General features: G+C 71.5%; 22 protein-coding genes and 1 pseudogene. 10 read left to right on the forward strand and 13 right to left on the reverse strand.

The features are described from left to right. The 3 genes and pseudogenes from G6038_RS13060 to G6038_RS13070 all read left to right on the forward strand — a co-directional run. A pseudogene (locus tag G6038_RS13060) lies at positions 1 to 399 on the forward strand (cell division protein FtsH); the annotation flags it as partial. Positions 400 to 445: 46 nt separating this feature from the next. Next, entirely contained in the window at positions 446 to 712 is a 267-nt protein-coding gene (locus tag G6038_RS13065; protein WP_165038276.1) for a hypothetical protein, read from the forward strand. Positions 713 to 739: 27 nt separating this feature from the next. Then, complete coding sequence (locus G6038_RS13070) at positions 740 to 1,141, forward strand: TIGR03668 family PPOX class F420-dependent oxidoreductase (protein ID WP_165038278.1); 402 nt, start codon at positions 740 to 742, stop codon at positions 1,139 to 1,141. Between the two features lie 112 nt (positions 1,142 to 1,253). Here G6038_RS13070 and G6038_RS13075 read toward each other — a convergent pair whose 3' ends face one another. The 3 genes from G6038_RS13075 to G6038_RS13085 form a co-directional block, all read right to left on the reverse strand. After that, complete coding sequence (locus G6038_RS13075; protein ID WP_165038280.1) at positions 1,254 to 1,919, reverse strand: metalloregulator ArsR/SmtB family transcription factor; 666 nt, start codon at positions 1,917 to 1,919, stop codon at positions 1,254 to 1,256. Further along, complete coding sequence (locus tag G6038_RS13080; RefSeq protein ID WP_165038281.1) at positions 1,912 to 3,228, reverse strand: MFS transporter; 1,317 nt, start codon at positions 3,226 to 3,228, stop codon at positions 1,912 to 1,914. The genes G6038_RS13075 and G6038_RS13080 overlap by 8 nt, the downstream gene beginning before the upstream one ends. 146 nt (positions 3,229 to 3,374) lie before the next feature. After that, positions 3,375 to 3,614, reverse strand: a complete 240-nt coding sequence (locus tag G6038_RS13085) for a hypothetical protein (RefSeq protein WP_165038283.1) — start codon at positions 3,612 to 3,614, stop codon at positions 3,375 to 3,377. Positions 3,615 to 3,837: 223 nt separating this feature from the next. Between G6038_RS13085 and G6038_RS13090 the strand changes: the two genes are divergently transcribed. Next, positions 3,838 to 4,170, forward strand: coding sequence for a hypothetical protein (locus G6038_RS13090; protein WP_165038285.1), 333 nt, complete (start codon positions 3,838 to 3,840; stop codon positions 4,168 to 4,170). A gap of 18 nt (positions 4,171 to 4,188) precedes the next feature. Here G6038_RS13090 and G6038_RS13095 read toward each other — a convergent pair whose 3' ends face one another. Continuing rightward, positions 4,189 to 5,625 carry a protein kinase family protein gene (locus G6038_RS13095; RefSeq protein ID WP_165038287.1) on the reverse strand — a complete coding sequence of 479 codons (1,437 nt, stop codon included), beginning with the start codon at positions 5,623 to 5,625 and terminating at the stop codon, positions 4,189 to 4,191. A 181-nt stretch (positions 5,626 to 5,806) separates the two neighbouring features. Here G6038_RS13095 and G6038_RS13100 point away from each other — a divergent pair, with 181 nt between their 5' ends. Both G6038_RS13100 and G6038_RS13105 read left to right on the forward strand, forming a co-directional pair. Next, positions 5,807 to 6,364 (forward strand): CsbD family protein, encoded by a 558-nt coding sequence (locus G6038_RS13100; RefSeq protein WP_165038289.1) that lies wholly within the window; start codon positions 5,807 to 5,809, stop codon positions 6,362 to 6,364. A 29-nt stretch (positions 6,365 to 6,393) separates the two neighbouring features. Then, positions 6,394 to 7,074, forward strand: coding sequence for an IF2 family translation initiation factor (locus G6038_RS13105; protein ID WP_165038290.1), 681 nt, complete (start codon positions 6,394 to 6,396; stop codon positions 7,072 to 7,074). Positions 7,075 to 7,102: 28 nt separating this feature from the next. Here the strand turns inward: G6038_RS13105 and G6038_RS13110 are convergent, their stop codons facing one another. The 6 genes from G6038_RS13110 to G6038_RS13135 all read right to left on the reverse strand — a co-directional run bounded on the left by G6038_RS13110 (position 7,103) and on the right by G6038_RS13135 (position 14,771). Beyond that, positions 7,103 to 8,143, reverse strand: a complete 1,041-nt coding sequence (locus G6038_RS13110) for a TIGR03617 family F420-dependent LLM class oxidoreductase (protein ID WP_165038292.1) — start codon at positions 8,141 to 8,143, stop codon at positions 7,103 to 7,105. A gap of 19 nt (positions 8,144 to 8,162) precedes the next feature. Next, the gene (locus tag G6038_RS13115; RefSeq protein WP_165038293.1) at positions 8,163 to 9,278 is read right to left on the reverse strand and encodes an NDMA-dependent alcohol dehydrogenase; all 1,116 of its coding nucleotides are present in this window, start codon (positions 9,276 to 9,278) and stop codon (positions 8,163 to 8,165) included. 48 nt (positions 9,279 to 9,326) lie between these two features. Then, positions 9,327 to 10,757 (reverse strand): aldehyde dehydrogenase family protein, encoded by a 1,431-nt coding sequence (locus G6038_RS13120; protein WP_165038294.1) that lies wholly within the window; start codon positions 10,755 to 10,757, stop codon positions 9,327 to 9,329. Between the two features lie 82 nt (positions 10,758 to 10,839). Further along, positions 10,840 to 12,444, reverse strand: a complete 1,605-nt coding sequence (gene fadD1, locus G6038_RS13125; protein ID WP_165038296.1) for a fatty-acid--CoA ligase FadD1 — start codon at positions 12,442 to 12,444, stop codon at positions 10,840 to 10,842. A gap of 3 nt (positions 12,445 to 12,447) precedes the next feature. Then, the gene (locus tag G6038_RS13130) at positions 12,448 to 13,410 is read right to left on the reverse strand and encodes an alpha/beta hydrolase (protein ID WP_165038298.1); all 963 of its coding nucleotides are present in this window, start codon (positions 13,408 to 13,410) and stop codon (positions 12,448 to 12,450) included. Positions 13,411 to 13,448: 38 nt separating this feature from the next. Further along, the gene (locus G6038_RS13135) at positions 13,449 to 14,771 is read right to left on the reverse strand and encodes an NAD(P)-binding domain-containing protein (protein WP_165038299.1); all 1,323 of its coding nucleotides are present in this window, start codon (positions 14,769 to 14,771) and stop codon (positions 13,449 to 13,451) included. Between the two features lie 191 nt (positions 14,772 to 14,962). On the opposite strand from G6038_RS13135, the gene G6038_RS13140 reads away from it, so the two are divergent. Next, a complete protein-coding gene (locus G6038_RS13140) occupies positions 14,963 to 15,568 on the forward strand; it encodes a TetR/AcrR family transcriptional regulator (RefSeq protein ID WP_165038301.1) in 606 nt (201 codons plus the stop codon). Positions 15,569 to 15,578: 10 nt separating this feature from the next. On the opposite strand, the gene G6038_RS13145 is transcribed toward G6038_RS13140, so the two are convergent. Beyond that, positions 15,579 to 15,776 carry a DUF4177 domain-containing protein gene (locus G6038_RS13145; RefSeq protein WP_006935226.1) on the reverse strand — a complete coding sequence of 66 codons (198 nt, stop codon included), beginning with the start codon at positions 15,774 to 15,776 and terminating at the stop codon, positions 15,579 to 15,581. Between the two features lie 211 nt (positions 15,777 to 15,987). Between G6038_RS13145 and G6038_RS13150 the strand changes: the two genes are divergently transcribed. Then, a complete protein-coding gene (locus G6038_RS13150; RefSeq protein WP_165038303.1) occupies positions 15,988 to 16,950 on the forward strand; it encodes an intradiol ring-cleavage dioxygenase in 963 nt (320 codons plus the stop codon). A 77-nt stretch (positions 16,951 to 17,027) separates the two neighbouring features. Here the strand turns inward: G6038_RS13150 and G6038_RS13155 are convergent, their stop codons facing one another. Both G6038_RS13155 and G6038_RS13160 read right to left on the reverse strand, forming a co-directional pair. After that, positions 17,028 to 18,410 (reverse strand): NAD-dependent succinate-semialdehyde dehydrogenase, encoded by a 1,383-nt coding sequence (locus G6038_RS13155; protein ID WP_165038305.1) that lies wholly within the window; start codon positions 18,408 to 18,410, stop codon positions 17,028 to 17,030. Positions 18,411 to 18,487: 77 nt separating this feature from the next. Continuing rightward, positions 18,488 to 19,024 (reverse strand): hypothetical protein, encoded by a 537-nt coding sequence (locus G6038_RS13160; RefSeq protein WP_206024666.1) that lies wholly within the window; start codon positions 19,022 to 19,024, stop codon positions 18,488 to 18,490. A gap of 48 nt (positions 19,025 to 19,072) precedes the next feature. Between G6038_RS13160 and G6038_RS13165 the strand changes: the two genes are divergently transcribed. Both G6038_RS13165 and G6038_RS13170 read left to right on the forward strand, forming a co-directional pair. Then, complete coding sequence (locus tag G6038_RS13165; RefSeq protein ID WP_165038306.1) at positions 19,073 to 19,867, forward strand: LysR family substrate-binding domain-containing protein; 795 nt, start codon at positions 19,073 to 19,075, stop codon at positions 19,865 to 19,867. Positions 19,868 to 20,013: 146 nt separating this feature from the next. After that, on the forward strand, positions 20,014 to 23,049 hold the full coding sequence (locus G6038_RS13170; protein WP_165038308.1) for an NAD-glutamate dehydrogenase domain-containing protein: 3,036 nt from the start codon (positions 20,014 to 20,016) through the stop codon (positions 23,047 to 23,049). Positions 23,050 to 23,094: the final 45 nt, after the last annotated feature.

Genomic DNA, 23,094 nt, shown 5'->3' on the forward strand with positions numbered 1-23,094 from the left:
ATCGTCGTGTTCGGGGAGGGATCGACCGGCGCCGCCGACGATCTGAGCGGCGCGACCCGGATCGCTGTGCGCATGGTGCGGGAATTCGGGCTGTCCGAAGCGTTCGGCCCGGTGGGGTACGGCTCCGGCGATCCCAACTACCTCCATGCCGACACCAGCGAGCGGAGCCTCGTGCGGCCCTACTCGGAACACACCCAGCAGCTCGTGGACCGCGAGGTCGCCCGGCTGCTGCGGGCCGCCGAGGAACGGGCGGTCGCGCTGCTGACGCAGCATCGGGCGGCGCTGGACCGGCTGGCCGCGATCCTCGTCGAGGAGGAGACCGTCGACGGCGACGTCGTCCTCGATGTGCTTCGCGCGGAAGCGGACACGGCCCGGCCGCAGCGTCTCGGCAGCACCTGAGCGACGCGCCGGACATGATTCGCCGCGTCGCGGGAACCCCGTTCTCATGGCACCTTTCCCCGACCCCCCGACGGCGCGGCACTATCGCATCCACGAGACCCCCGACGGTCACCGTTGGGTGATCGGCACCCACGACCCGTCGCTGGGCATCGATTTCGGCCCGGGACCGGAGGCCGAGTCCTGGGCGCGGGAAGCCTGGGCCGACCTGGAATCCCCGTCGGCGCAGAACCAGTACAACTGGCGGCCGGCCCCGCCGGGCCTCGCGGGCCCGCGGTTCGGCCCCGACAGGCGCATCCCCGGACCGAGAAGGTGACGGCCGGCGGGCGCCTACCGTGGGGATGTGGACGCACGCGCTCTCGTCACCGCCGCCCGCGTCGCACGGCTCGCCACCGCCGGGCCGGACGGGCGCCCGCACCTCGTCCCGATCGTGTTCGCGCTCGCCGGCGACGTCCTCTACACCTGCGTCGACGACAAACCGAAGACGACGCGTCGGCTGCGGCGCCTGCGCAACATCGAGGGCAACCCGCACGTCACGGTGCTCGTCGACCACTACGAGGACGACTGGACGCACCTGTGGTGGGTCCGTCTCGACGGCACCGCCACGGTCCACGACCCGCGCTCCGCGATCGGCACGGCCGGTCTCGATGCGCTCGCCGTCAAGTACGCGCAGTACCGCGCCGCGCGCCCGGCGGGGCCGGTGCTCCGGATCGCCGATCTGCGCTGGCGGTCCTGGTCCGCCTGACGCGCACGGCCCGCGGCGCGGCGCGGGCCATGCGCTCGCGGTGCCGGAAAGTCCGGTTCCGTCGACGGCGGGTGACCGCGAATCGAACCGGACGCGAACGTCGCGGAGGCGGTCAGGCGACGTCGGAGTCGACGGGCAGCCCGGCGAGTCTCCACTCGAGCACACCGTCGGCGGCGCGCCGGGCGGGCACGCCGTGGATGCGCAGCAGCCGGACGGCGTCGTGGGCGAGCACGCAGTACCGGCCGCGGCAGTAGGCGACGATCTCACGGCCCGCCGGCAGGTCCGCGAGCCGCTCGGTCAGCTCGTCGAGTGGCACGTGCAGCGCGCCGGGCAGGTGCCCGGCGGCGTACTCGGCCTCGGGGCGCACGTCGAGCAGGACCACCTCGCCGGTCTCGAGGCGGTGCAGCAAATCCTCGGTGTCGACGGCCGTGGTGTCGTCCGGGCCGAGATAGGCGCGACGGGCGAGTTCGGTGTGCGGGCGGTGCCGCTGGGCGACGCGGCGCAGGGTGTCCCACAGGACGGCCACGTCGTCCCCGGCGAGCGAGTAGAAGATCCGCTTGCCGTCGCGGCGGGACTGTACCAGCCCGGCCGCGCGCAGCGTCTGCAGGTGTGCCGAGCAGGTGCTCACCCCGAGCCCGGCGGCGGCGGCGAGCTCGTCCACGCTGCGCGGGCCCTGCGCGAGCAGGTCGAGCAGTTCCAGGCGCGCGGGGTTGCCGAGCACCTTGCCGACGGCGGCGAACTCCCCGAAGAGGGCGTCCTTGGCGGCTCGGTCAGCCATGGGCGGGGTCCTCCTGTGCGACGCGGGCAGGTCGGGGGTGGGTCTCGTACATGCGCACCGCGACGATCAGCCCGGACAGGGCGGTCAGCGCGGCCACGACCCACACGGCGGCGTGGACGCCGAACGCGTCGGCGACGATACCGGCCAGCAGGGCGCCGGCGGCGAATCCGCCGTCGCGCCAGAGCCGGTACACGCCCACCGACCGGGCCCGCCAGGCGGGGTGGGCGACGTCGCCGATCGAGGCGAGCAGGGTCGGGTAGACCAGCGCGGTGCCCGCGCCGAGCGCCGCCGCGGCGATCGCCCACGGCAGGAACGCATCCGAGACGGCGATCACGGCCAGGGCCAGGGCCTGCAGCCACATGCCGGCGACGATCATCCACTTGCGGCCCCACCGGTCCGACAACGCGCCGGTGACCAGCTGGCCGACTCCCCACACGGCCGGGTACAGCGCGGCGAGCACACCGATCTTCCCTACGGACAGACCGGCGGCGGCGAACAGGATCGGGAACAGGCCCCAGGCGAGGCCGTCGTTGAGGTTGTTGACCAGGCCGGCCTGGCTGGCGGACGACAGCGCCGGTTCCTTGAAGCTGGTCTGGACGAACACCTGCCCGTCGGTGAGCTTGTCGTGCAGGTGGTCGTGGCGTCCGTCGGCACGGGCCACGTGGCCGACGGCCTCGAGGCGCGCGTATTCCCGGGTCTCCTTCACGGCGAGCGTGGACAGTCCCAGGCCGAGGGCCGCGAAGGCGATGCCGAGCAGGAACGGTGCCGGCCGCAGACCGTAGGCCTCGGCCAGGTAGCCGGTGGCCAGCGCGGTCGCGGCGACGGCGGCATACCCCGCGGCCTCGTTCAGTCCCATCGCGAGACCCCGGCGGGCCGGGCCGACCAGGTCGATCTTCATCACCACCGTGGTGGACCAGGTCAGTCCCTGGCTGATGCCGAGCAGCACGTTGGCGAAGATCACCCAGCCCCACGACGGAGCCCAGATGAGCAGCAGCGGCACCGGGAGCGCGACCAGCCAGCCGGCCACGAGCACCGGCTTGCGCCCGTACCGGTCGGAGAAGGTGCCCGCGAAGTAGTTGGTGAGCGCCTTCGACAGGCCGAAGACGAGGATGAACGACAGGCCGGCGGTGTAGGCGCGGATGCCGAACTCTTCCTCGGCGAGCAACGGCAGCACGGTGCGTTCCTGGCCGAGCATGCCGCCGACGAGGGCGTTGACCACCACCAGCAGCGTGAACTGGGCGGCGTTGCGGCGCAGGCCGAGGCCGATCCGTTCGGCGGACGGGGTGGTGGGACGCGTGGGGCTGTTCATGAGCCGCCCTCCGGGGGACGTGTGGAATCGGGGTCGCCGCGCGCGGGGGCGTCCCGACGGGAGACGCGAACGACGTCGCTACGACATTCTATGGAATTATGGAATGAAATGCCACCGACGGCGAACCAGGCGTGCCCCCGCGGCGATCAGTGCAGGTTCTCGGCGTGCCGGACCGCCGTCTCCAGATGCTTGTCGACGCTGCGCAGATCCAGGCGCGCGTCGGCGAGGAGGTCGAGGATCTCGAGGAGCGCGGCCTCGGCGGAGTCTCCGTGCGAATGGCGATCGATCCGCCCGAACTCATCGCTCAGTTCCTTGATACGCCGATCGAACACGTGCAGATCGGCCCGCAACCGCGAGGCGTGCCGGGCCAGCTCGGGGGTGCTCATTGCGGGACCGTCCTTCGATTCGACGTACGGTGGGTGAAGTCATCGTGGCCGACGGGGTGCTCCGGCGCCACGCCCGTCACCCGGTGGGCCCGCTCGGCGGATTCGCCGCAACCGGCCTTCTCGTCCGGCCGCACGGGTGGAAGAATCACCGGAAAGCTCCCGCACCGGATACGACGCACGCAACGAATGGTCCGGGAATGTGCCGCGGGGAGGCGGTGACGCGATGGATCCTGTTCGGCTGAACAGCGGTGTGCACCGGTGGTCCACCGAGCATCTCGTTCGGCTCGTGGACCAGAGCACGACGCGCGATGCCGCCGTGGGGTGCGGACCTGTCGAGGCGGCCCGGATCGAATTGGCCCGCAGACGCGCCGGCGGAACGTTCGACTGGATGTGCCTGGTCGAGGATCCGGCCGACCCGGACCACCCCGCGCAGAGCCTGATCCTGTCCCTGCCGACGGGAGTGACCGAGGAGCAGGTGCGGTCGGAGGCACTGGCCCGTGCGCGCGCACGGTACGGTCCGCGGGTGGTCGTGCTCCACGTGCGCGCGTACGACTGACCAGGTGCGAGCGGACGATCACGATCCGGTGTCTCCGCTGAATCCCAGCTCGGACAGCGACGTCCGGAAGCGGTCGGGCCCGGCCGCCGCGAGTTCCGTGATCCAGACGAGCACCTCCGACATCGGTGCCGCCGTCGCCGCCACCGGTATGCGGGTCACGCCGGAGACGAGGACAGCGCCGCCGATCGTCTGCGACGCGTGGTGCGGACCGCCCCCGCGGGGCGCGGTTCGGATCTCGACACGCGAACCGGCACTGAGACTGTCGATCCGGACCTCGCTGAGCCGGACCGGCCGCGCGAAGGCGATCGTCAGGCCCACGCCGCTCCGCCCGGCCGGGACCTGCCGGGGATACAGGTCGGTGCTCCAGGCCGTGTTCGGGTTGGCGTCCGCCGCAAGGTCCGCCGTCACCGCATTGTCGGAAGTCCCGTCCCGCGACTGGGCGCGCACGGACAGCGGAACGAGGGGGACGCCGGACGATGCCGCCCGGGCACCGATCGGCGGCGGTGCGACGGCGACTGCGGGCATCGTCGGTGCCGTCACCGCGGTGTCGCCACCCGGGCCGCTCACAGCGGTGCCGGCGACCCAGCCGACCGCGGCGAGGCACGCCACCAGAACCATTGCAGCCGAGGCGGACACGGCCCCGACGCCGCGCGAGGCGGTCTCGGACGGCCGATCCACGGAGAGCCGGTCCGACACCGGCGAAGGGGTTACGTCACGTACAGCCTCGGCCCCGTGTTCCGCGCCCCGGAACGGAACATCGTCGCGCGGGAGCATCCGGACCAAACGTTCGACGAAATCGATTGCGGTGCACACTCGTCCGTCTACGGCATCGTCGGCGAGCGTCCACAGCGGGCGTGGGCCGGGACACCCGTCGCCGGCACCGAGCAGGCAGCGCAGCACCGCGCCGAGCCCGGCGACGTCGGTCGCCTCGTCTGCCCCGGGCAGGATCGCGGGGAACGCGAGGACGGCGGTGCCGCACTCGCCGACGCGGACGCGGACCGGATCGTCGAGGCACAGGACCGTGGACTGCCGGTGCGCGGCACGCACCGTCTCGGCCAGGCGAAGGGTCATCCGCGCGGCCGTGGCCGGGTCCGGACGGTCGCCGGCCACGTCGCGCAGCGACCGGCCCCGCGTCCACTCCGCCACCACCACGCAGTGGTCGGTGTCGTCGACGACGTCGAAGACGCGGGCCGCGGCCCCCACCCGATCGAAGGCCGCCGAGGCGGTCCGCACGCACACCTCCGGGAAGAAACCGGCATCCGGGGCGGGCCGGGGCATGAGGGTCAGCGCCACGGTCCGGTTCATGGCCGTGTCGCGCCCCCGCCAGCATTGCAGGCCGCCCACGGTGCCGTGCCGCTCCACCAGCCGGTAGCGGCCGCCCCCGACATGCGACCCGGCCTCCGGGAGCACCCGTCGAGGCGTCCCGTCCGGACCCGAGCCGTCGTTCCCGGTCATCGACGTCGCCTCCCCCTGAGCCGGATCCTCGAGCCTCATTGTCCGCCGGAGCGCACGCGGACGGACCCGGATCCGCACTCGGAAATCCCCGCCTGCGTGATTGGAGCGGAACATTTCCGGTTACCCCCCGGTAGCGGACAACCCCGCACAGACGTTCCCTACCACCGAGGAGCACGACGTCATGGACGAAAAAGGCACGTCCGCGGAGGCTCGCGAGGGCTTGCTGGACTCGATCAAGGGCAAGGCGAAGGAAGTCGCGGGCGCGGTGACCGGCAACGACTCGCTCACCGCCGAAGGGCAGCTCCAGCAGGCCGAGGCCCACGACCGCAAGGAGGCGAACACCGCCGAAGCCGTCGCGCGGGCCGAGACCGAGGAGGCCGCGGAGGAACTCGGCCGGGTCCGCGAGCAGGGCGCGCAGGAGCGGGACACGGTCCGGCAGGAGGCCGCGGCCGCCGAGCAGGACGTGCGCCGCCGGCAGCAGACCGAGCACGTGGCCGCCGAGCAGCAGGCGCAGCACCGGGCCGCGGCCGGGCAGCTCGAGGCCGAACAAGACGCCCGCGCCGAGACGGCGCGCGCGGAGGCCGCCGAGCGCGCTCGGGTGGCGGAGGCCACCGCCGACGCGATCGAGGCCACCGAGGACCACCGCGAGGCGATGGACGAGGCCGCCGAGGCGCGTGCCGAGGCCACGCGCGCTCGGCGCAAGGCCGAGAGCCTCGACGACGACGCCGAAACGCCCTGACCTCTCATACCCGACGAAGCGGAGACGACATGAACATCACCACTGTGCCCCTGGCCGTGCTGCGCCTGCAGTACCAGATCTTCCGATTCCCGCTGCAGATGATCGAGCAGCAGGTGTTCTCGCGATTCCCGCCCGATGCACCCCCACGACTGATGTACGAGCGGGGCCTCGGCATGCTCGACGGGACCGTGGGAACCGTCCTCGGCGCGCGCGACGTGCAGCAGCGCGGAGCCGCGATGACCGAGCGCACCGACGCGCTCGCCCGGGCGACGGCCCTCGAGGAGGAGGCCGCCCGCAAGGAGCAGGAGGCCGACGCCGCGCTGCGCGCCGAGCGCGAGCAGGCGCGGGCGCAGCAGTCGCAGGCCCACGAGGCGAAGCAGCGTGAGGTGGCGCAGGCCCGGGAGCGGGAGGAGGAGCGCAAGCGCACCGCCGCGCGCGATTCCGAACAACGCGCGAAGGCCGCGAAGCAGCAGGCCGACGCCGAGGCGGCACGGCGCACGCAGGCGGTGGAGACCGCCCGGCGGAAGGAACAGGAGCAGATCAGGGCGGCCGAGCAGGCCGCCGCCGCCCCGGCCGAGGCGCAGCTGAAGGACGCCGCCGGCAAGCAGAGCGAGGCCGCCGACAAGCGCGCCCGCGCCGAGCGGATGGAGGAGCTGGTCGGCAAGGAAAAGGCCGAGCGGAACGGACAGACCCCGGGCGGACCGGCCTGACGAGGCGACAGGTGGGGCGCCGGGGGTCTCACCGCACCGGCCGCTCCGGGATCGCGCGGATGCGGTCGAGAAGGTCCGCGAATTCGTCGTCGTCGGCCGGATCCTCGGGCGGGTCGATCGACAGCCCGTCGCACGTGCCGCCGTACCAGGATTCGAGGACGGCCGGCAGCTGAGCGTAGGTGCCCTGCGGGACGAGGGTGCGCAGCGCGTCGTCGGTCACCGTCTGCGGCATCTCGTTCCAATGCTGCTCCCGCGCCATCCTGGTCAGCCGGTCGCCGAGGTCGGCGAGACCGAGCGTCTCCAGCGTTCGGCGGTAGGCGGGCGTCGAGTACAGGAACGCGAATTCGGAGCGGGCCCTCTCGCGGGCGGCGGCGACGGTCCGGTCGTCGCCGCCGGTGATCGCTTTGGGAACCACCACGACGCGGGTACCGCCGTCGCGCCGGCCGCGGCGGTCGGCGCCCTCGCGCAGCGCGGGCAGGACACGTTCGCGCAGGAACGTGGGGTGCGAGTTCGTCGGGTGGGTGACGAATCCGTCGGAGCGCTCACCGGCGAGCACACACATCCGCCGGTTGACGCCACCGGTCCACAACTGCGGCGCCGGGACGTCGACGGGGCCCGGTCGGAAGTACGGCTGCAATCGGTCGAATGTGTAGTGCGGTCCGCTGTGCGACAGAGGCTCTCCCGTGGCGAACGATCCGAAGATCGCTCGCAGGGAGTCGAGGTAGTCGCGCAGCTGTGCGGCGGGGTCGCTCCACGGCATGGAGAACCGGCCGACGATGTTGCCGCGGACCTGCGTCGCGAGACCGAGCTGGAAGCGGCCCCCGGAGAAGCGGGCGAGCTCCCACGCGGAATACGCGGTCACCATCGGGCTTCGGGCGAACGCCACAACCATGCTGGTGCGCACCGTCAGCCGCGAGGTGTGTTCCAGCGCCAGTGCGCACACGGCGAACGGGTCCCGCACCGTCTCCGACACGTGCACGGTGTCGTACCCCAGCGCTTCGATCCGGCGTACCCGCTCGGCCACCCGGCTCAGCTGTGTGTCCGCCGGCAGTGATGCCACCACTTCCATCTCGGGACCTCCGTGTCGATCAGAAGACGACGATCCCGCGCAGGTTCCTGCCCTCGTGCATGTCGGTGAAGCCCTGCGCGATGTCGTCGAGCTTGTAAGTGGACGTGACCAGCTCGTCGAGCTTCAGCTTGCCCGAGGTGTACAGCTCGATCATCCACGGGATGTCGGCGGTCGGGGCGGAAGCGCCGAACAGCGAACCCTGCAGCCGCTTCTGGTACAGCACCAGTTCCAGGGCGCTGATCGGTATTCCGAAGTCCGTCATCTTGCCGAGACCGGTGACCACGCACGTGCCGGCCTTGCGGATCGCCGAGAACGCTTGTGCGATGTGCTCGCCGGTCGTGACGCCGACGGTGACGATCGCCGCGTCGGCGCCCTGCCCGTCGGTGCAGGAGCGGGCAATCTCCGTCGCCTCCGCCATGTCCGCGACGGCGTGCGTCGCCCCGAACCGCAGTGCGCTCTCGCGCTTGAACGGCACCGGATCGACGGCGATGATCTGCGCCGCCCCGGCGTGCGCGGCACCCTGGACGGCGTTGATGCCGATGCCGCCGATGCCCTGCACGATGACGGTCTGCCCGGGATACACCTCGGCGGAGTTCACCGCCGCGCCCCATCCCGTGCCGACGCCGCACCCCAGCAGGCACAGCGTGTCGAGGGGCAGGTCCTTGGCGACCTTGACCGCCGAATCGACGCTGACCGTGGTGTATTCGCTGAACGTGGACAGTCCGCACGTCTGCGCGACGGGCACTCCGTCGAGGCTCATCCGGAAACTCGTCGGATCGTCGGGGCGGCTGCCGGTCATGATGGCGGCACCGCGGTCGCACAGGTTCTGCAGGCCCTTGGCGCACCACCGGCACCGCCCGCACGCGGCGAGGAACGAGAACACCACGTGGTCGCCCTCGCTCCAGCCGGCTGTCTCGGGGCCGACCTGCACGACGACGCCGGCGCCCTCGTGGCCGCCGCAGATCGGGTAGCTGCCCACCGCGTGGTCGCCGGTGGCGATGTGGTCGTCGGAGTGGCACAGTCCCGACGCCACCATCCTCACCGTCAGTTCGCCGCGCCGCGGCTCGTCCAGCTCGAGGTCGGCGATCTCGTATGCGCCGGGTGCCTGACGGATGATCGCGCCGCGGGTTCTCATCGGGTTCCTCCGGGATTCGTGGGGGGTGGTCGTTGCGGGCGGCCGGAATCAGGGACTCACCTGAGCGGCCATCGTGGCGCGGTAGCCGTCGCCGTAGGGCGGTAGCATCCCCCATTCGCGCCGCGGGTCCTGTTCCGGGGCGACGAACACGGTTCGGGCGTGGCTGAATTCGAGGAAGCCCTCGCGGCCGTTGTAGTGCCCCGTGCCGGACGCTCCGATTCCGCCGAACGGCGCGTCGAGCATGCCCGGGTGCATCATCACGTCGTTGATCGTGACGCCGCCGGACGTGGTGGAGTCGACGACGGTGCGCTGCTCCTCCGCATCCCGGCCGAAGTAGTACAGCGCCAGCGGTTTCGGTCCGGCGTTGATCCGCGCGAGGACCTGCCCGACGTCGTCGTAGGTCCGCACCACCATGGCGGGCCCGAAGATCTCCTCCTGCGAGATCGCGGCCGACTCGGGCGGGTCGACGACCATGCGCAGCGGACGGCGCCGCTCGGTGGTGCTGATCGGTTCCGGCGGGACGGTCTCGATGCGCACCCCCAGCTGCGCGGCGTCGCGGATGTAGCCGTCGATGCGGGCGGCGTGCCGATCGGCGACGACGGCGGTGACGTCGGGATTGCCGGCGGCCGTGGGCAGCAGCTCGGTGTAGGACTCGCGGACCGCGGCGACGAACGCCTCGAGGCTCCCGGCCGGGACGTACACGGTGTCCGGGTTGACGCAGAGCTGACCGGCGTTGGTGGCTTTTCCGACCGCGATCCGGAACGCGGCCGCCGCGAGGTCGGCCGAACGTCCGACGATCGTCGGGGACTTGCCGCCGAGTTCGAGGGTGACCGGCACGAGGTTGCGGGCGGCGTTCTCCATCACCGAGCGCCCGGCGGCCTGGCTGCCGGTGAACACGATGTGGTCGAACGGCAGGGACGTCAGGGCCTGAGCGGCGTCGGGTCCGCCGGTGACGACCGCGACCTCGGCGGGATCGAGGAATTCCGCGGCCGCGGCGGCCAGCACCTGTGCGGTGCGCGGCACGAGTTCGGACGGCTTGAGCACGGCCCGGTTGCCGGCGGCCAGCACCCCGGCGAGTGGGCTCAGGAGCGTGAAGACGGGGGCGTTCCAGGTTCCGATGATCGCCACCGACCCCTTGGGCTGGTAGTGCACCGAGGCGGTGGCACCGAGCTGGTCGTAGGGGGAGAAGACCGCGCGCTCCTCGGGCCGCATCCACTCCTCGAGGTGGTCGCGCGAGTACTTCAGCGCCGTCAGGGACCCGAGCACGTCGTTGAGGGTCGAGTATCCCGGGTGACGCCCGCCGAAGTCGGCGTCGATCGCCTCCACGATCTCGTCGCGGCGGGCGACGAGCAGGTCGATCACCCGCTGGATCCGGGCACGGCGGCCCGCCGCGGAACTCGTCCGCCGCGAGCGTGATTCCTGCTGCTGGCGTTCGAGCAGCGCGTGCACGTCGGAGGCGGCGCCGGTGGTTGCGGTCATGGCGCGGATGCTATGAGCGCACCCGGCCCGCCCCGGGCGAGATCCCGCTCAGCGAGACCCCGCGAACGGCGTACCCGCCGGGTCATCGGGTCGCGACGAAGCGGCGCCCCTCCCCAGTCCCCGCGCCCGGCGCCCGGCGGTCGCGGCGGGTCCACAGCACGCCGTCACCGGGGGTCGGGCCCTGCTGCGCCAGTTCGCGTTTGAGGATCTTGTTCGTGGCGGTGCTGGGCAGGTCCGCGGCGATCCGCACGTACCGCGGCCACGCCTTCGGCGACAGGTCGGGCTGGGCGGCGAGGAACTCCTCGAACATCTCGGGGGTGAGTTCGGCGTCGTCCTGCAGCACCATCGCGGCCATCACCTGGTCGCCGACGTGCTCGTCCGGCACCGCGTAGACGGCGACGCGGTTCAGGGCGGGCAGGCGCTGCAGGATCCGTTCGATGGGGGCGGTGGCGAGGTTCTCGCCGTCGACCCGCATCCAGTCCGCGGTGCGGCCGGCCAGGTAGATCCATCCGTCGGCGTCCTTGTACGCGAGATCACCGGACCAGAACATGCCGTGCCGAAGCCGTTCGTCGGTGGCCTCCTGGTCGTTGTAGTACCCGGAGAAGAACCCCGCACCGTGGGTGTTGACCAGTTCGCCGATCGCCTCGTCCGCGTTGATCAGGGCGCCGGTGGCGTCGAACTCCGCGGCGGGGCATTCCGTGACGGTGGCGGGGTTGTAGACGGCGACGCCGTCGAGTCCCTTGCCGATCGACCCGCGCGGCGTGCCCGGTTCGCGGGTGACGATGACGGCGTTCTCGGTGGAGCCGAAGCCGTCCCACACCGTGCAGTCGAACCGGCGCGCGAACTCCTCGATGTCGCGGTCGGTGGCCTCGTTGCCGAACGCCACGCGCAGCGGGTTGTCGCGGTCGTCGGGGCGTTCGGGGGTCGCGAGCACGTAGGCGAGAGGCTTGCCGACGTAATTCATGTATGTGGCGCCGCAGCGGCGGATGTCGTCGAGGAACCGGGACGCAGAGAAGGCGGCCGGGGACATGGCCGCGCCGCTGCCGATGCCCACGCTCCAACCGGCGAGGACGGCGTTGGAATGGAACAGCGGCATCGACAGATAGCAGACGTCGGCGCCGGTGATGCCGAACCGGCCGATGAGGTTCTGTCCCGCGAACAGCACCATCAGGTGTGCGACGCGGACCGGTTTCGGATCGCCGCTCGTGCCCGACGTGAAGATCATCATGAAGGTGTCCATGGCCCCGACCTCGCGGTATGGCCGGAGGACACCGGCGCCGGCGAGCAGATCGGCGCACTCCCGCGACGACGTGTCGAGGATCCGCACCCCCGGCAGGTCGAGCCCGTCCAGCAGCGGCCGGTGTTCCGGGTCGGTGACGACGATCTGGCAGTCGGCGCGCCGGATGTCGCGGGCCAGGCCGTCGCCGCGGCGGGTGGTGTTGATGCCGCACAGGACGTATCCGCCGAGTCCGGCCGCCGCCATGGCTTCGAGCATGTCGGGGGTGTTGCCGAGCAGGGTGCCCACGTGCATCGGGCGGTCCGGGTCCGCCACGCCCAGCAGGGCCGCGGCCTGGGCGGACGCGCGGCCGAGGTGCTCGCGCCACGTCCACGTGTGGTCGCCGTACACGATCGCGGTGGTGTCCTGGTCGCATCGCTCGCGCAGGGCTTGCTGGACGGTCTCTGCCATGGTCTACCTCGTCGTCGTGGGGGCGGCATCGTCGGCCCGGGGAATCCCGGCGGCCGGACTCCCGGCACCGAGATGCCGGGACAGGAACGAGATCTGATGGGCGACCGCGGCATCGAACCACTCGTGCCCCGGCCAGACGTCGAAGTGGTCGCACGGATAGTGGCGGACCTCGGCCCGCCCCCGAGCGGCGGCGACCGCGGCGGCGTGCGGCGGTGCGCTGCGGTCGAAGTCCGCGATCTGGACGAGCAGCGGGCACCGCAGTCCGGCGGCGTCCCTGCCCGGACGGTAGGTGCCGAGCTCGAGCGCGACGCTCGCGTCGATCTCGTTGCGCCACGTCGGGCCGGCGAGGGTCGTGTAGTCCTCGAAATACCCGTCCAGGGTCAGCGCCGCGGTCTCGCCGGGACGGCCCACGATCGGAATCGTCACGGGTGGGCGGCCCCGCAGGACCGCGACACGGCTGCGGGTTCCGGTTGCGGTGGACCGCAGCATCGACAGCGTCGAATGGTGCCGGGCCGCCAGCAGACCCGCGGCGGGACCGTCGACCAACGGTGTGAGGGCGACGACGGCGGCGACGTCCGGGCGGCGCGCCCCCACCGAGAGCACGTGTCCCCCCGACAGCGACACACCCCACAGGATCAGACGATTCGGGTCGGCGCCGTCGAGGCGGGCGGCGGCGCACAGGGCGGCCCGGTAGTCGTCTGCCTGGCCCCGCAGGTCGACCCGCTGACGCGGCACACCACCGGAGGCGCCGAATCCCCGGTAGTCGAAGGCGAGGACGTCGAGACCGGCCGCGGCGAGCCGCTCCGCGAACGCCTGCAGGCCGGAGTCCTTGGTGCCGCCGAGCCCGTGCGCCATCACGACGACCGGGCGGCCGTCGTCACCGGTGAACGCCTCGCCCCGGCCGGGGAAGTGCCAGGCGTCGCAGAGGTCGTCGCCGGATCGGAAGGTGTGGTGTCGGTATGCCATTCGGTACCTTCTCGGGGAGGACGGTCGGACGAACGCGACTACCGGTGCGTGAGGGCACGTTTCCTGCCCGCGGGCAGTTCGTGTACCCGCAGGTCGTGTTCGTAGAGGAAGTAGTCGACCTGCTGGGTGTGCCGGGGCCGGTCGAGCATGTGCCCGGTGTACTTACGCTGATCGGCCTCGATCACCCGCTCCATCTCGTCGACCGGCGGCGGCCGGTACCGGCCGATCACGTGGGCCGCGACGAGCCGGGCCTGGCATTCGACGAACGGGAACAGGGTGGGCGTGGCCTGTGCGAACCCGACGAAGGCGAGGTTGTCGAGGCCGGGCTTGAAGATCCGCTTGTAGAGCGGGAGGTGGTTGCCGGGCGCGCTGACGAAGTCCTCGTCGAAGAACGGGAAGGTGATGTTGTAGCCGGTGGCGTAGACGACGACGTCGAACTCCGACGAGGTGCCGTCCTCGAAGTGCACCGTCGCGCCGTCGAGCAGGCGGATGTCGGGCTTGGCGACGACGTCGCCGGAGCCGAGGCGCAGCGGCAGTTCCACCGACTGGGTGGGGTGGGCCTCGAAGAACTTGTGGTTGGGCGTGGGCAGCCCGTACCGCTCGGGACGCCCCGCGATGACGGGCTGACCGAGCTGGGCGAGCTTGCGCTGCCACGAGAGCGGAAGGTGGGGGCTGGTCCGGTAGTACTTGTCGGCCGGACGCCCCGCGATGTACTTCGGTACGATCCAGGCGCTCGAGCGGGTGGAGAGCGTGACCTCGTTGCCGAGCGCCTTCGACGACAGCTCCACCGCGATGTCGGCGGCACTGTTGCCGATCCCGACGACGAGAATGCGCTTGTCCGAGAAGTCGATCGGCGTGCGCGGGTCGATGTAGTGATGCGAGTGGAGGGACGTGCCGGTGAACTCACCCGGAAAGTCCGGGATCCGAGGGTCCCAGTGGTGGCCGTTCGCCACGACGAGGAAGTCGAAGTACCGGGTGCACCCGTCCTCGGTGTCGAGTTCCCATCGGCCGTCCGCGTTCCGGCGGGCATGCAGGACGCCGTTGCGGAACTCGATCCTCGACTCGAGGTCGAAGGCCGCGGCGTATCCGTCGAGGTACTGCTTGATCTGGGTGTGATGCGGGAAGTCGGGGAAGGACTCCGGCATCGGGAAGTCCTTGAACGAGAGCTGATGCTTCGACGTGTCGATGTGCAGCGAGCGGTAGGCGCTGCTGTGCCCGTTGGGGTTGCCGAACGCCCAGTTGCCGCCGATCCGGTCCGACGACTCGAAGCACGTGTAGGGCACGCCGTAGTCCCCGAGCATCTTGCCGGCGGTCAGACCGCTGATTCCCGCGCCGATGACGGCGGTGGTCGGTGCCGGCATGTGGCAGCTCCTCGTGTGCAGGTTCCGGCCACCCCGGTGAGCCGGTCCGATCTCCGGCGCGAGCGCGTCCGGTGACGACGACCACAATGTAGAACATGTTCACCGCGGGTGTATACACATTCCGGAAAGTGTCTACTGCGCGTAGGGTCGGCTCGCGGGCCGCGCGGTCCGCGAGCCGAGAGGAACAGCGCGTGCCCACCGAGACCAAACCCGGAAGCGTCCGCGAGCGGCTGCTCGCCGCGACCGAAGAATCGCTGCGCGCCAAGGGAATCCGGGCAACCACGATGGCCGAGGTGGCAGAGGAGGCCGGTGTGTCCCGGGCCTGGCTGTACCGGCACTTCCCGGATAAGGCGAGCCTGGTCGGCAGCGTGATCGTCCGGCTCGACGACGCGTACTGGACCGCCGCCAGGACGGCACTCGCCGGGTACGGCACCTTCACCGAGCAGCTCGCGGCCGGCGTCCGGATCGGCCGGGCCACCTACGACGATCCGGGAGCGCTCCCCCTCCGGCTGCGCGCCGCCGAGCCCGAGGAGTTCGAGGCGTGCGCCGGCGCAGGGGTGCGCGAACTCGTTCCCGACCTCGCGGCGTTCTGGCTCGAGTTCGTCGTCGCGGCGATCGAACGCGGGGAGGTCCGCGACGACGTCGATCCCGTCGAGGCCGCCGAGTGGGTGGCGCGCTCGCTCATCAGCCTCACCACGGTGCCCGGCAACACCCTCGACCCCGACAACGACGACGCCGTGCTGCGCTACGTGCGGCGCTACGTGCTCGCGGGCCTGTCACCCCACGCGCCGCGCTGATCGGCGCCCGTCAGCCCTCGCGTTCGAAGGTGACGAGCAATCCCTCGACCCCGCCCGGGCCGACGCGGCCCTTGATCTCGGCGGAGGTGATCGCCTTCAGGCGCCACCCCTGCCGGGCGTGCTCGTTGAGCAGATCCTCGAGCTTGTCACCGGACATCTTCCCGCCGAGCATCTTCTCGCGGACCTCGACAACCTTGTACGAGTACATCGCATCCCTCATGTCGTGGCGATCGGGAATCGGCAGGGGCGCCGACCTTTCGCATCCTACCCGCGCCCACCCCGGCGCGAGCCGGGCTCGACGACCGAAGGACGAATCCGCCCGAACCCGGCTGCCAGCAGGTTCCCAGCTTCCGTCCAAGGTTTCCCCAGCATCGCTTCGTAGCGTGAACCTCACCGAACCGAGCCGAGAGGACACCGCCATGAGTTCACGCCGGGCGCGTCGCGTTCCCACCGATCCCGAACTCCACGAGCACGACCTGGGCCTGGCCCACGACATGAGGACGATGCTGTCGCGCCGGCGGATGCTGGCCGTCTTCGGCGCGGCCGGCACCGCGGCCCTCGCTGCGTGCTCGACGGGCGGGTCGACGTCCGCTTCGGCGTCCGCGTCGGCCTCCACCACTGCCGCGTCGACCACCTCCGCGACCGCCGCGGGCGAGTGCGTGGCCGCCGCACCGCAGGAGACGGCCGGCCCGTACCCCGGCGACGGATCGAACGGGCCCAACGTCTTGATCGAGTCGGGAATCATCCGCAAGGACATCACCACCAGCTTCGGTGACTACACCGGCACCGCCGAGGGCGTGCCGGCCACCATCACCCTGCACCTGCAGGATCTCGCCGCCGGCTGCGCCCCCGGCCGGGGCATGGCCGTGTACCTGTGGCACTGCGACCGCGACGGGCAGTACTCCCTCTACAGCGACGGTCTGACGGACCAGAACTACCTGCGCGGCGTGCAGGTCGCCGACGCCGACGGCACCGTCTCGTTCACCTCGATCTTCCCGGCTTGCTACTCGGGGCGCTGGCCGCACATCCACTTCGAGGTGTACGACTCCCTCGAGGTCGCCGTCGCCGGCGACAACGCGCGGCTGACCTCGCAGATCGCCCTCCCCCAGGACGTGTGCGAGACGGTGTACGCCGGCGCCGACGGATACGCGCAGAGCACCCGCAACCTCGCGCAGATCAGCCTCGACTCCGACAACGTCTTCGGCGACGGCTGGGACGCCGAACTCGCCGCCGTCACCGGCAGCATCGACACCGGCTACGCCGTCGACATCGCGGTCGGTGTCGCCGAGAAGTCCGCGAACGTCCAGTCCGATGCGCCGCAGGGCGGGATGGGGGGCGGCCCCGCGGGCGGCCGCCCGGCAGGTCCGCCGCCCGGGCAGTGACGGTCGCTCACTTCGCCTTCGTCAGCGACCGCACTGCACCCGCGGACGCACGGCAGTCCTGCCGTCGACGCGCTCGGTTACTTCCTCCCGCCGGGGTTTCGCACGAGCTTCTTGTTGGCGAACTCGTTGAAGCCGAACCGGGCCAGCTCGCGGCCGACGCCGGAACGCTTGACGCCACCGAACGGCAGGTCCGGCGAACTCTTGCTGGTGCTGTTGATCCACACCATGCCGGTCTCGAGCTCCTCCGCCACACGGTCGGCCTTCTCCGGGTCCGACGTGAACACGCTGGACGAGAGGCCGAACGGCGAATCGTTGGCCGCCTCGATCGCCTCGTCGAGAGAACCGACGCGGTGCACGACCGCCACCGGCCCGAACAGCTCCTCGTGGTAGGCGCGCATCTCGGGAGTGACGCCGACCAGGACGGTGGGCGGATAGTAGGCACCCTTCTCGTCCCGCCGGTCCCCACCCGTCAGAACCTCGGCGCCGTGGGAGACGGCATCTTGCACCAGCTCGTCCAGTTCGTCGACGGCCGAGCGTGAAGACAACGGCCCGAGCTTCGTCTCGGGGCTGGCCGGGTCGCTGGGCTGCCAGGCGGTCATCCCGTCGAGGAACTTCCGAACGAACTCGTCGTACACGGGTTCCTCCACGAGGAAGCGCTTCGACGCCGTGCAGGCCTGTCCGCCGTTTCCGAGCCGGCCGACGACGGCGGCGGAGGCCGCCGCATCGACATCGGCGTCGCCGAGCACGATGAACGGGTCGGAGCCGCCGAGTTCCAGCACACACTTCTTCATGTGCCGGCCGGCGACCTCACCGACGGCGGAACCGGCCTTCTCGGATCCGGTGAGCGACACACCCTGGATACGCGGATCCGCAATGGCCGCCGCGACCTGGGCGGAGGAGATGAACGCGTTGAGGTACACCCCGTGGGGCAGCCCGGCCTCGGTCAGGACCCGCTCGATCGCGAGCGCGGACTGCGGGCAGTTCCGCGCGTGCTTGAGGATGATCGTGTTGCCCAGGGCGATGTTGGGGGCGGCGAAGCGGGCCACCTGGTAGTAGGGGTAGTTCCACGGCATGACCCCGACGAGCGGGCCGATCGCCTCGGTGCGCACGACCGCGGTACCTGATCCGGCGATGTCGAGGGGCTCATCCGCCATGAACTCCTCCGCGTGGTCCGCGTAGTACTGGTAGATCGAGGCCACCAGCGCCACCTCGCCCTTGGCCTGGGTGATCGGCTTGCCCATTTCCAGGGTGAGGAGCGCGGCCAGCTCGTCGGCCTGCTCCCGGTGGATCTCGGCGGCCCGGGCGAGAACCGCCCGTCGCTGTTCCAACGGCGTGGTGCGCCAGGAGCGGTACGCCGCGGCGCTGCGCCCGATGAGCTCGTCCAACTCGGCGTCCGAGATCTCCGGGTACTGCGCGACCTCTTCCCCAGTGGCCGGATCGGTGGTGGTGTACACACCCATGGGGTTCTCCTGTCAGGTAGTGGAGGACGGCCGGTGTCACCCGATGGCGGCCGGCCGTCCTCGGCTGGGGATGAGCGTCAGACCGTGACCATCTCGGCGGACTTCACGTCGAAGCCCCGGTATCCGGCGTCCGTGACCTCGGCCAGGACGGCACGGTAGTTGCGCAGGCCGCCCAGGTAGAACAGTACGCTCGGCTTCTTGCCCGGGATGTTCGCGCCGAAGATCCACGAATCACCCTTGGTGAACAGCGTGGCGTTCGCGATCTCGGTGCAGGTCTCGGTCCATTCGGCCTCGGCCTCCGGCGTGGGCTCGATCGCCCGCACCCCGTTGCGCTCGGCGTACGCGACCGTGTCGCTGATCCACTCGACCTGCGTCTCGATGCTCGGCGGTAGGTTCGTGAACGGACCGTTGGGGCCCAGCACCATGAACCAGTTGGGGAAGTTCGCCGTGGAGACGCCCAGGTAGCTGGTCGGCTGGCCGTCCCAGTGGTCGTTGATGTGCAGGCCGTCCCGGCCGCGGATCTCCATGCGGCGGTAGTTGCCGTCCACCGCGTCGAAGCCGGTGGCGAAGACGAGCACGTCCAGCTCGTGCAGGACGCCGTCCTCGGTCACCACACCCTTGACAGTGACCTCACGGATGGGGTTCTCCTTGATGGGTCCTCGATGATCTCGGCGACCTTCGCGCTCGGCACCGTGTTGTTCGATCGCAACACCCGGTCGGTGAAACTCACCGCGAGCGGAGAGGCCCTCGTCGGTCCCGCGCGGGAAGTGCTCGACGCCTTGCGCCGTGCCGAGGCCTCGGTGCGCTCGGCCGACGACGGCGATGTCGGCCTCGTCCGGATCTCCTTCGCCGGCGTCTCGACCCACCAGCTCGTCGCCCGGCTCGCCCGCGTGGTGCGGTCCCAGCGGCCGGGCATCCGGCTCGAGCTCTCCAGCCAGAACTTCGCCCAGCCGGCGATGAAGAAACTCGTAGACGGCGACACCGACCTCGCCCTGGGGCGCTGGGACATCGTCCCCGCCGAGATCGCCGCGCGCGTCGTGATGCCGGACTCCCTCGTCGTCGCGCTGCCCGACACCCACCCCCTGGCCGGCGCGCGCCGATTGTCGATCACCCAGCTCGCCGCGGAAAGCTTCGTCTCCCTCCCGCCCCACGAGGGCGCGGTCCTTCCGGATCGACTGCGGCGGCTCTCTCACGTAGGCGGGTCCGTCGCCGACGTCGTCCAGATAGCCCCCGATACGCAGACCGCCCTGGCCCTGGTCAGCGCCGAGGTCGGGTGCCCCCTGACGTTGGCCTCCGTGGCCCACAACGTCACCGATCTCCACGTCGTCTTCGTTCCGCTCGACGAGTCGACCCCCGATGTCGACCTACGCGTGGCGTGGCGGCGTGACGACACCAATCCCGCTCTCCAGATGGTGCTGAAGGTCGTGCTCGGGTTCGACGAGGTACCGATCGCCTGACGGATGGCACCGAGCGTCCGCGACGGTCGTCGTCCACTCCGAATCGGCGGTTCGCGGCGATTCGAACGCTCCACTTCGGCCCTGCCTTTCCGAGGTCCGGGGGCGGCAGACTCGCCCCATCGCCGCCGCCCCGGAAAGGACCCCACGTGAGCGCCCCCTCCCTGTCCCAGCACACGACGACGCTGCGTTTCCTCGACTCCGCCGACGGCAGTCCACTCGGCTGCTTCGCCTCGTGGCCGAACCACCGGTTCACCCTCACCGACGTCGTCGACGTCCTGCGGCGCTTCGGTCTCCACGTGAGCGACCACCGGCCGCTGGACGAGCCGGGGACGCACCACTTCACGATCGCGCCGTCCGGAACCGCCGCTCCGGACGCGGGGGTGCTCGATCTGATCGCGGGCGCGTTCGTCGCGGGGGCCGAGGGCCGCACCGACATCGACGACTTCTCGATACTCGTTCTGCAGGAGGGTATCTCGTGGCGGTGGGTCGACCTGATCCGGGCAGCCGTCCGGTTCCTGGCGCAGGCCGGTATCGGCCTGTCGCCCACGTACATGCTCGGCTGCCTGACGGCCACCCCCGGCTACGCCGCGGCCCTCACCGCACTGTTCGACGCCCGGTTCCGCCCCGGCCTGCCCGACCGGGAAGCCGCCGTCGCCGCCGCGGCCTCGGCGGTGGCCGGCCACATCGATCGCGCCGCGACCTTCGACCTCGACCGGACCCTGCGAGGGCTGCGCTCGTTCGTCGACGCGACCCTGCGTACCAACTGGTTCCAGAGCGGGGGCACCAAACCGTACGCGTCGTTCAAGCTCGATCCGTCCGCGCTGACCGTCGGCGGCGCGATCGTGCCGTTGCGGGAGATCTACGTCCACTCCCGCGACGTCGAGGGTGTGCACGTGCGGGCCGAGCTCGTCGCCCGGGGCGGGCTGCGGTTCTCCGAACGCCCGGAGGACTACCGCACCGAGGTCCTCGGACTGATGGCGACCCAGGCCGTCAAGAACGCGCCCATTGTCCCGGGCGGCGCCAAGGGCGCCTTCGTGATCCGCCCCGGATCCACCGCGGACCTCACCACCGCATACACCACCTTCATCCGCGGCCTGCTCGACGTCGTCGACAACATCGTCGACGGAGCGCCGACCACCCCGGCCGACACCGTCGCCTACGACGGCGCGGACGCCTACCTGGTGGTCGCCGCCGACAAGGGCACCGCCCGCATGTCCGACACGGCGAACGCCGTTGCCGCCGAATACGGTTACTGGCTCGGCGACGCCTTCGCCTCGGGCGGGTCGGCCGGCTACGACCACAAGGCGATGGGCATCACCGCTCGCGGCGCGTGGGTGGCCGTGCGGCACCGCTTCGCCGAACTCGGCCACGACGTCGACACGCAGACCTTCACCGTCGCGGGCATCGGCGACATGTCGGGCGACGTCTTCGGCAACGGCATGCTGCTCAGCGACCGCATCCGCCTCGTCGCGGCCTTCGACCACCGGCACATCTTCCTCGACCCCGACCCCGACCCTGCCGCCTCCCACCGCGAGCGCACGCGCCTGTTCGCGCTGCCGCGCTCGTCCTGGGCCGACTACGACCCCGCGGCGATCTCCGCGGGCGGCGGCGTGTGGCCGCGCACCGCCAAGTCCGTGCCGCTGTCCGCCGCCGCCCGCGCGGCCCTCGGCATCGACGCCGAGACCCTGACGCCCGACGAGCTGATCAAGGCCGTGCTCTGCGCGCCCGTGGACCTGCTGTGGAACGGCGGCGTCGGCACGTACGTGAAGGCCTCCGGCGAAACGCACGGCGACGCCGCCGATCCCGCCAACGACCGGGTCCGCGTCGACGCCCGCGAGGTGCGTGCGCGCATCGTCGGCGAAGGCGGCAATCTCGGCTTCACCCGCGCCGCGCGCGTCGAGTACGCGCGCCACGGCGGCCGCTGCGACGGCGACTTCATCGACAACGCCGCCGGCGTCGCCACCTCCGACCGGGAGGTCAACATCAAGATCGCGGTCGATCGCGCGGTCGCGGCCGGAACGCTGGCGCCCGGACAGCGGGAGACGCTGCTCGCCGCGGTGACCGGCGACGTGGCCGAGGCCGTGCTCACGGCGTCCCGGGATCAGGTGCTGGCCCTGGGTTGCAGCGAGCACGACGCCCCGGCGCTGCTCACCCAGCACGAGCGGCTGATCGAGGACCTGGCGCGGGCCGGCCGGATCGCCCGCGACGGCGACGGCCTGCCCCCGGCGGAGGAGATCCGGGAGCGGAGCCGGGCGGGAACGGGCCTGCTGCGACCGGAACTCGCTGTGCTGCTGGCGCAGTCGAAGAACGTCGTCGCGAGCGAGCTGGCCGCGTCGTCGCTGCCGGACTCCCCGGCCTGCAGCCCGTGGGCCGAGAATTACTTCCCCGCCGAGATCCTGGCCCGCGCCGGAAGCGGCGTGGCCGAGCATCCGCTGCGCCGGGAGATCGTCGTCGCGTCGCTCGCGGACGAGCTCGTCAACCGTCTCGGCCCGGGAGCCCTGTACCGGCTCGAGGAACGGTTCGGCGCCGCCACCGCGGACTCGGCGCTCGCCTACGTGGTGGTCAGCCGGGTACTGCACACCGAGGACATCCGAACCCGGATCCTGGCGGCAGGCGCCGATGCACGCAGCACGCTGGCGGAGCTGAGCGCGCTCGCGCGCGTCGTCGAGGCCGAGATGGCGTGGTTGCTGCGCCACACCGCCCGCCGGGCGCTCCGCGACGTGCTCACGGGTGCGTGCGACGACGCGGACACACCGGAGGCTCTCGTGGCGCTCTTCGCCGCGCCCGTCGCCGCCGCACTGGGCGACCGGCCGTCGGCCGAGGACTGCCGCGGCGCATTCGCGAACGCCGCGGTGGCGCTGCGCCTGGGCACCGACCCCGCCCGTGTCGCCGCGGCCCGGGACGCACTGATCGACAGCCTTCACATCCGTTGGCTGCTGGACGGTTTCGCGACCCGCGTCCGCGCCTCCTACTGGGAGGCCATGGGTGCGGCGGCCCTGCGCGACGAGATCTCCGACCGCCTCGACGCCCTCGTCGTCACCGCGCTCGAGGCGAGTGCCGCGGACCCGGCCGGTCGCGCGCACCGCCTCGTACGGCTCCTCGACCGGCTCCGCGGCGAGGACCCGGTGGACACCGCACGGCTGGCCGTGATCGCCGGGGAGCTGCGCCTGCTCGACCGTTGAGCGCGTGCCTCGCAGGGACGGGACCCTGTGTGCGGCATGGTGTTA

Source organism: Rhodococcus sp. 14C212, assembly GCF_011058195.1.
GTDB lineage: Bacteria > Actinomycetota > Actinomycetes > Mycobacteriales > Mycobacteriaceae > Rhodococcus > Rhodococcus aetherivorans.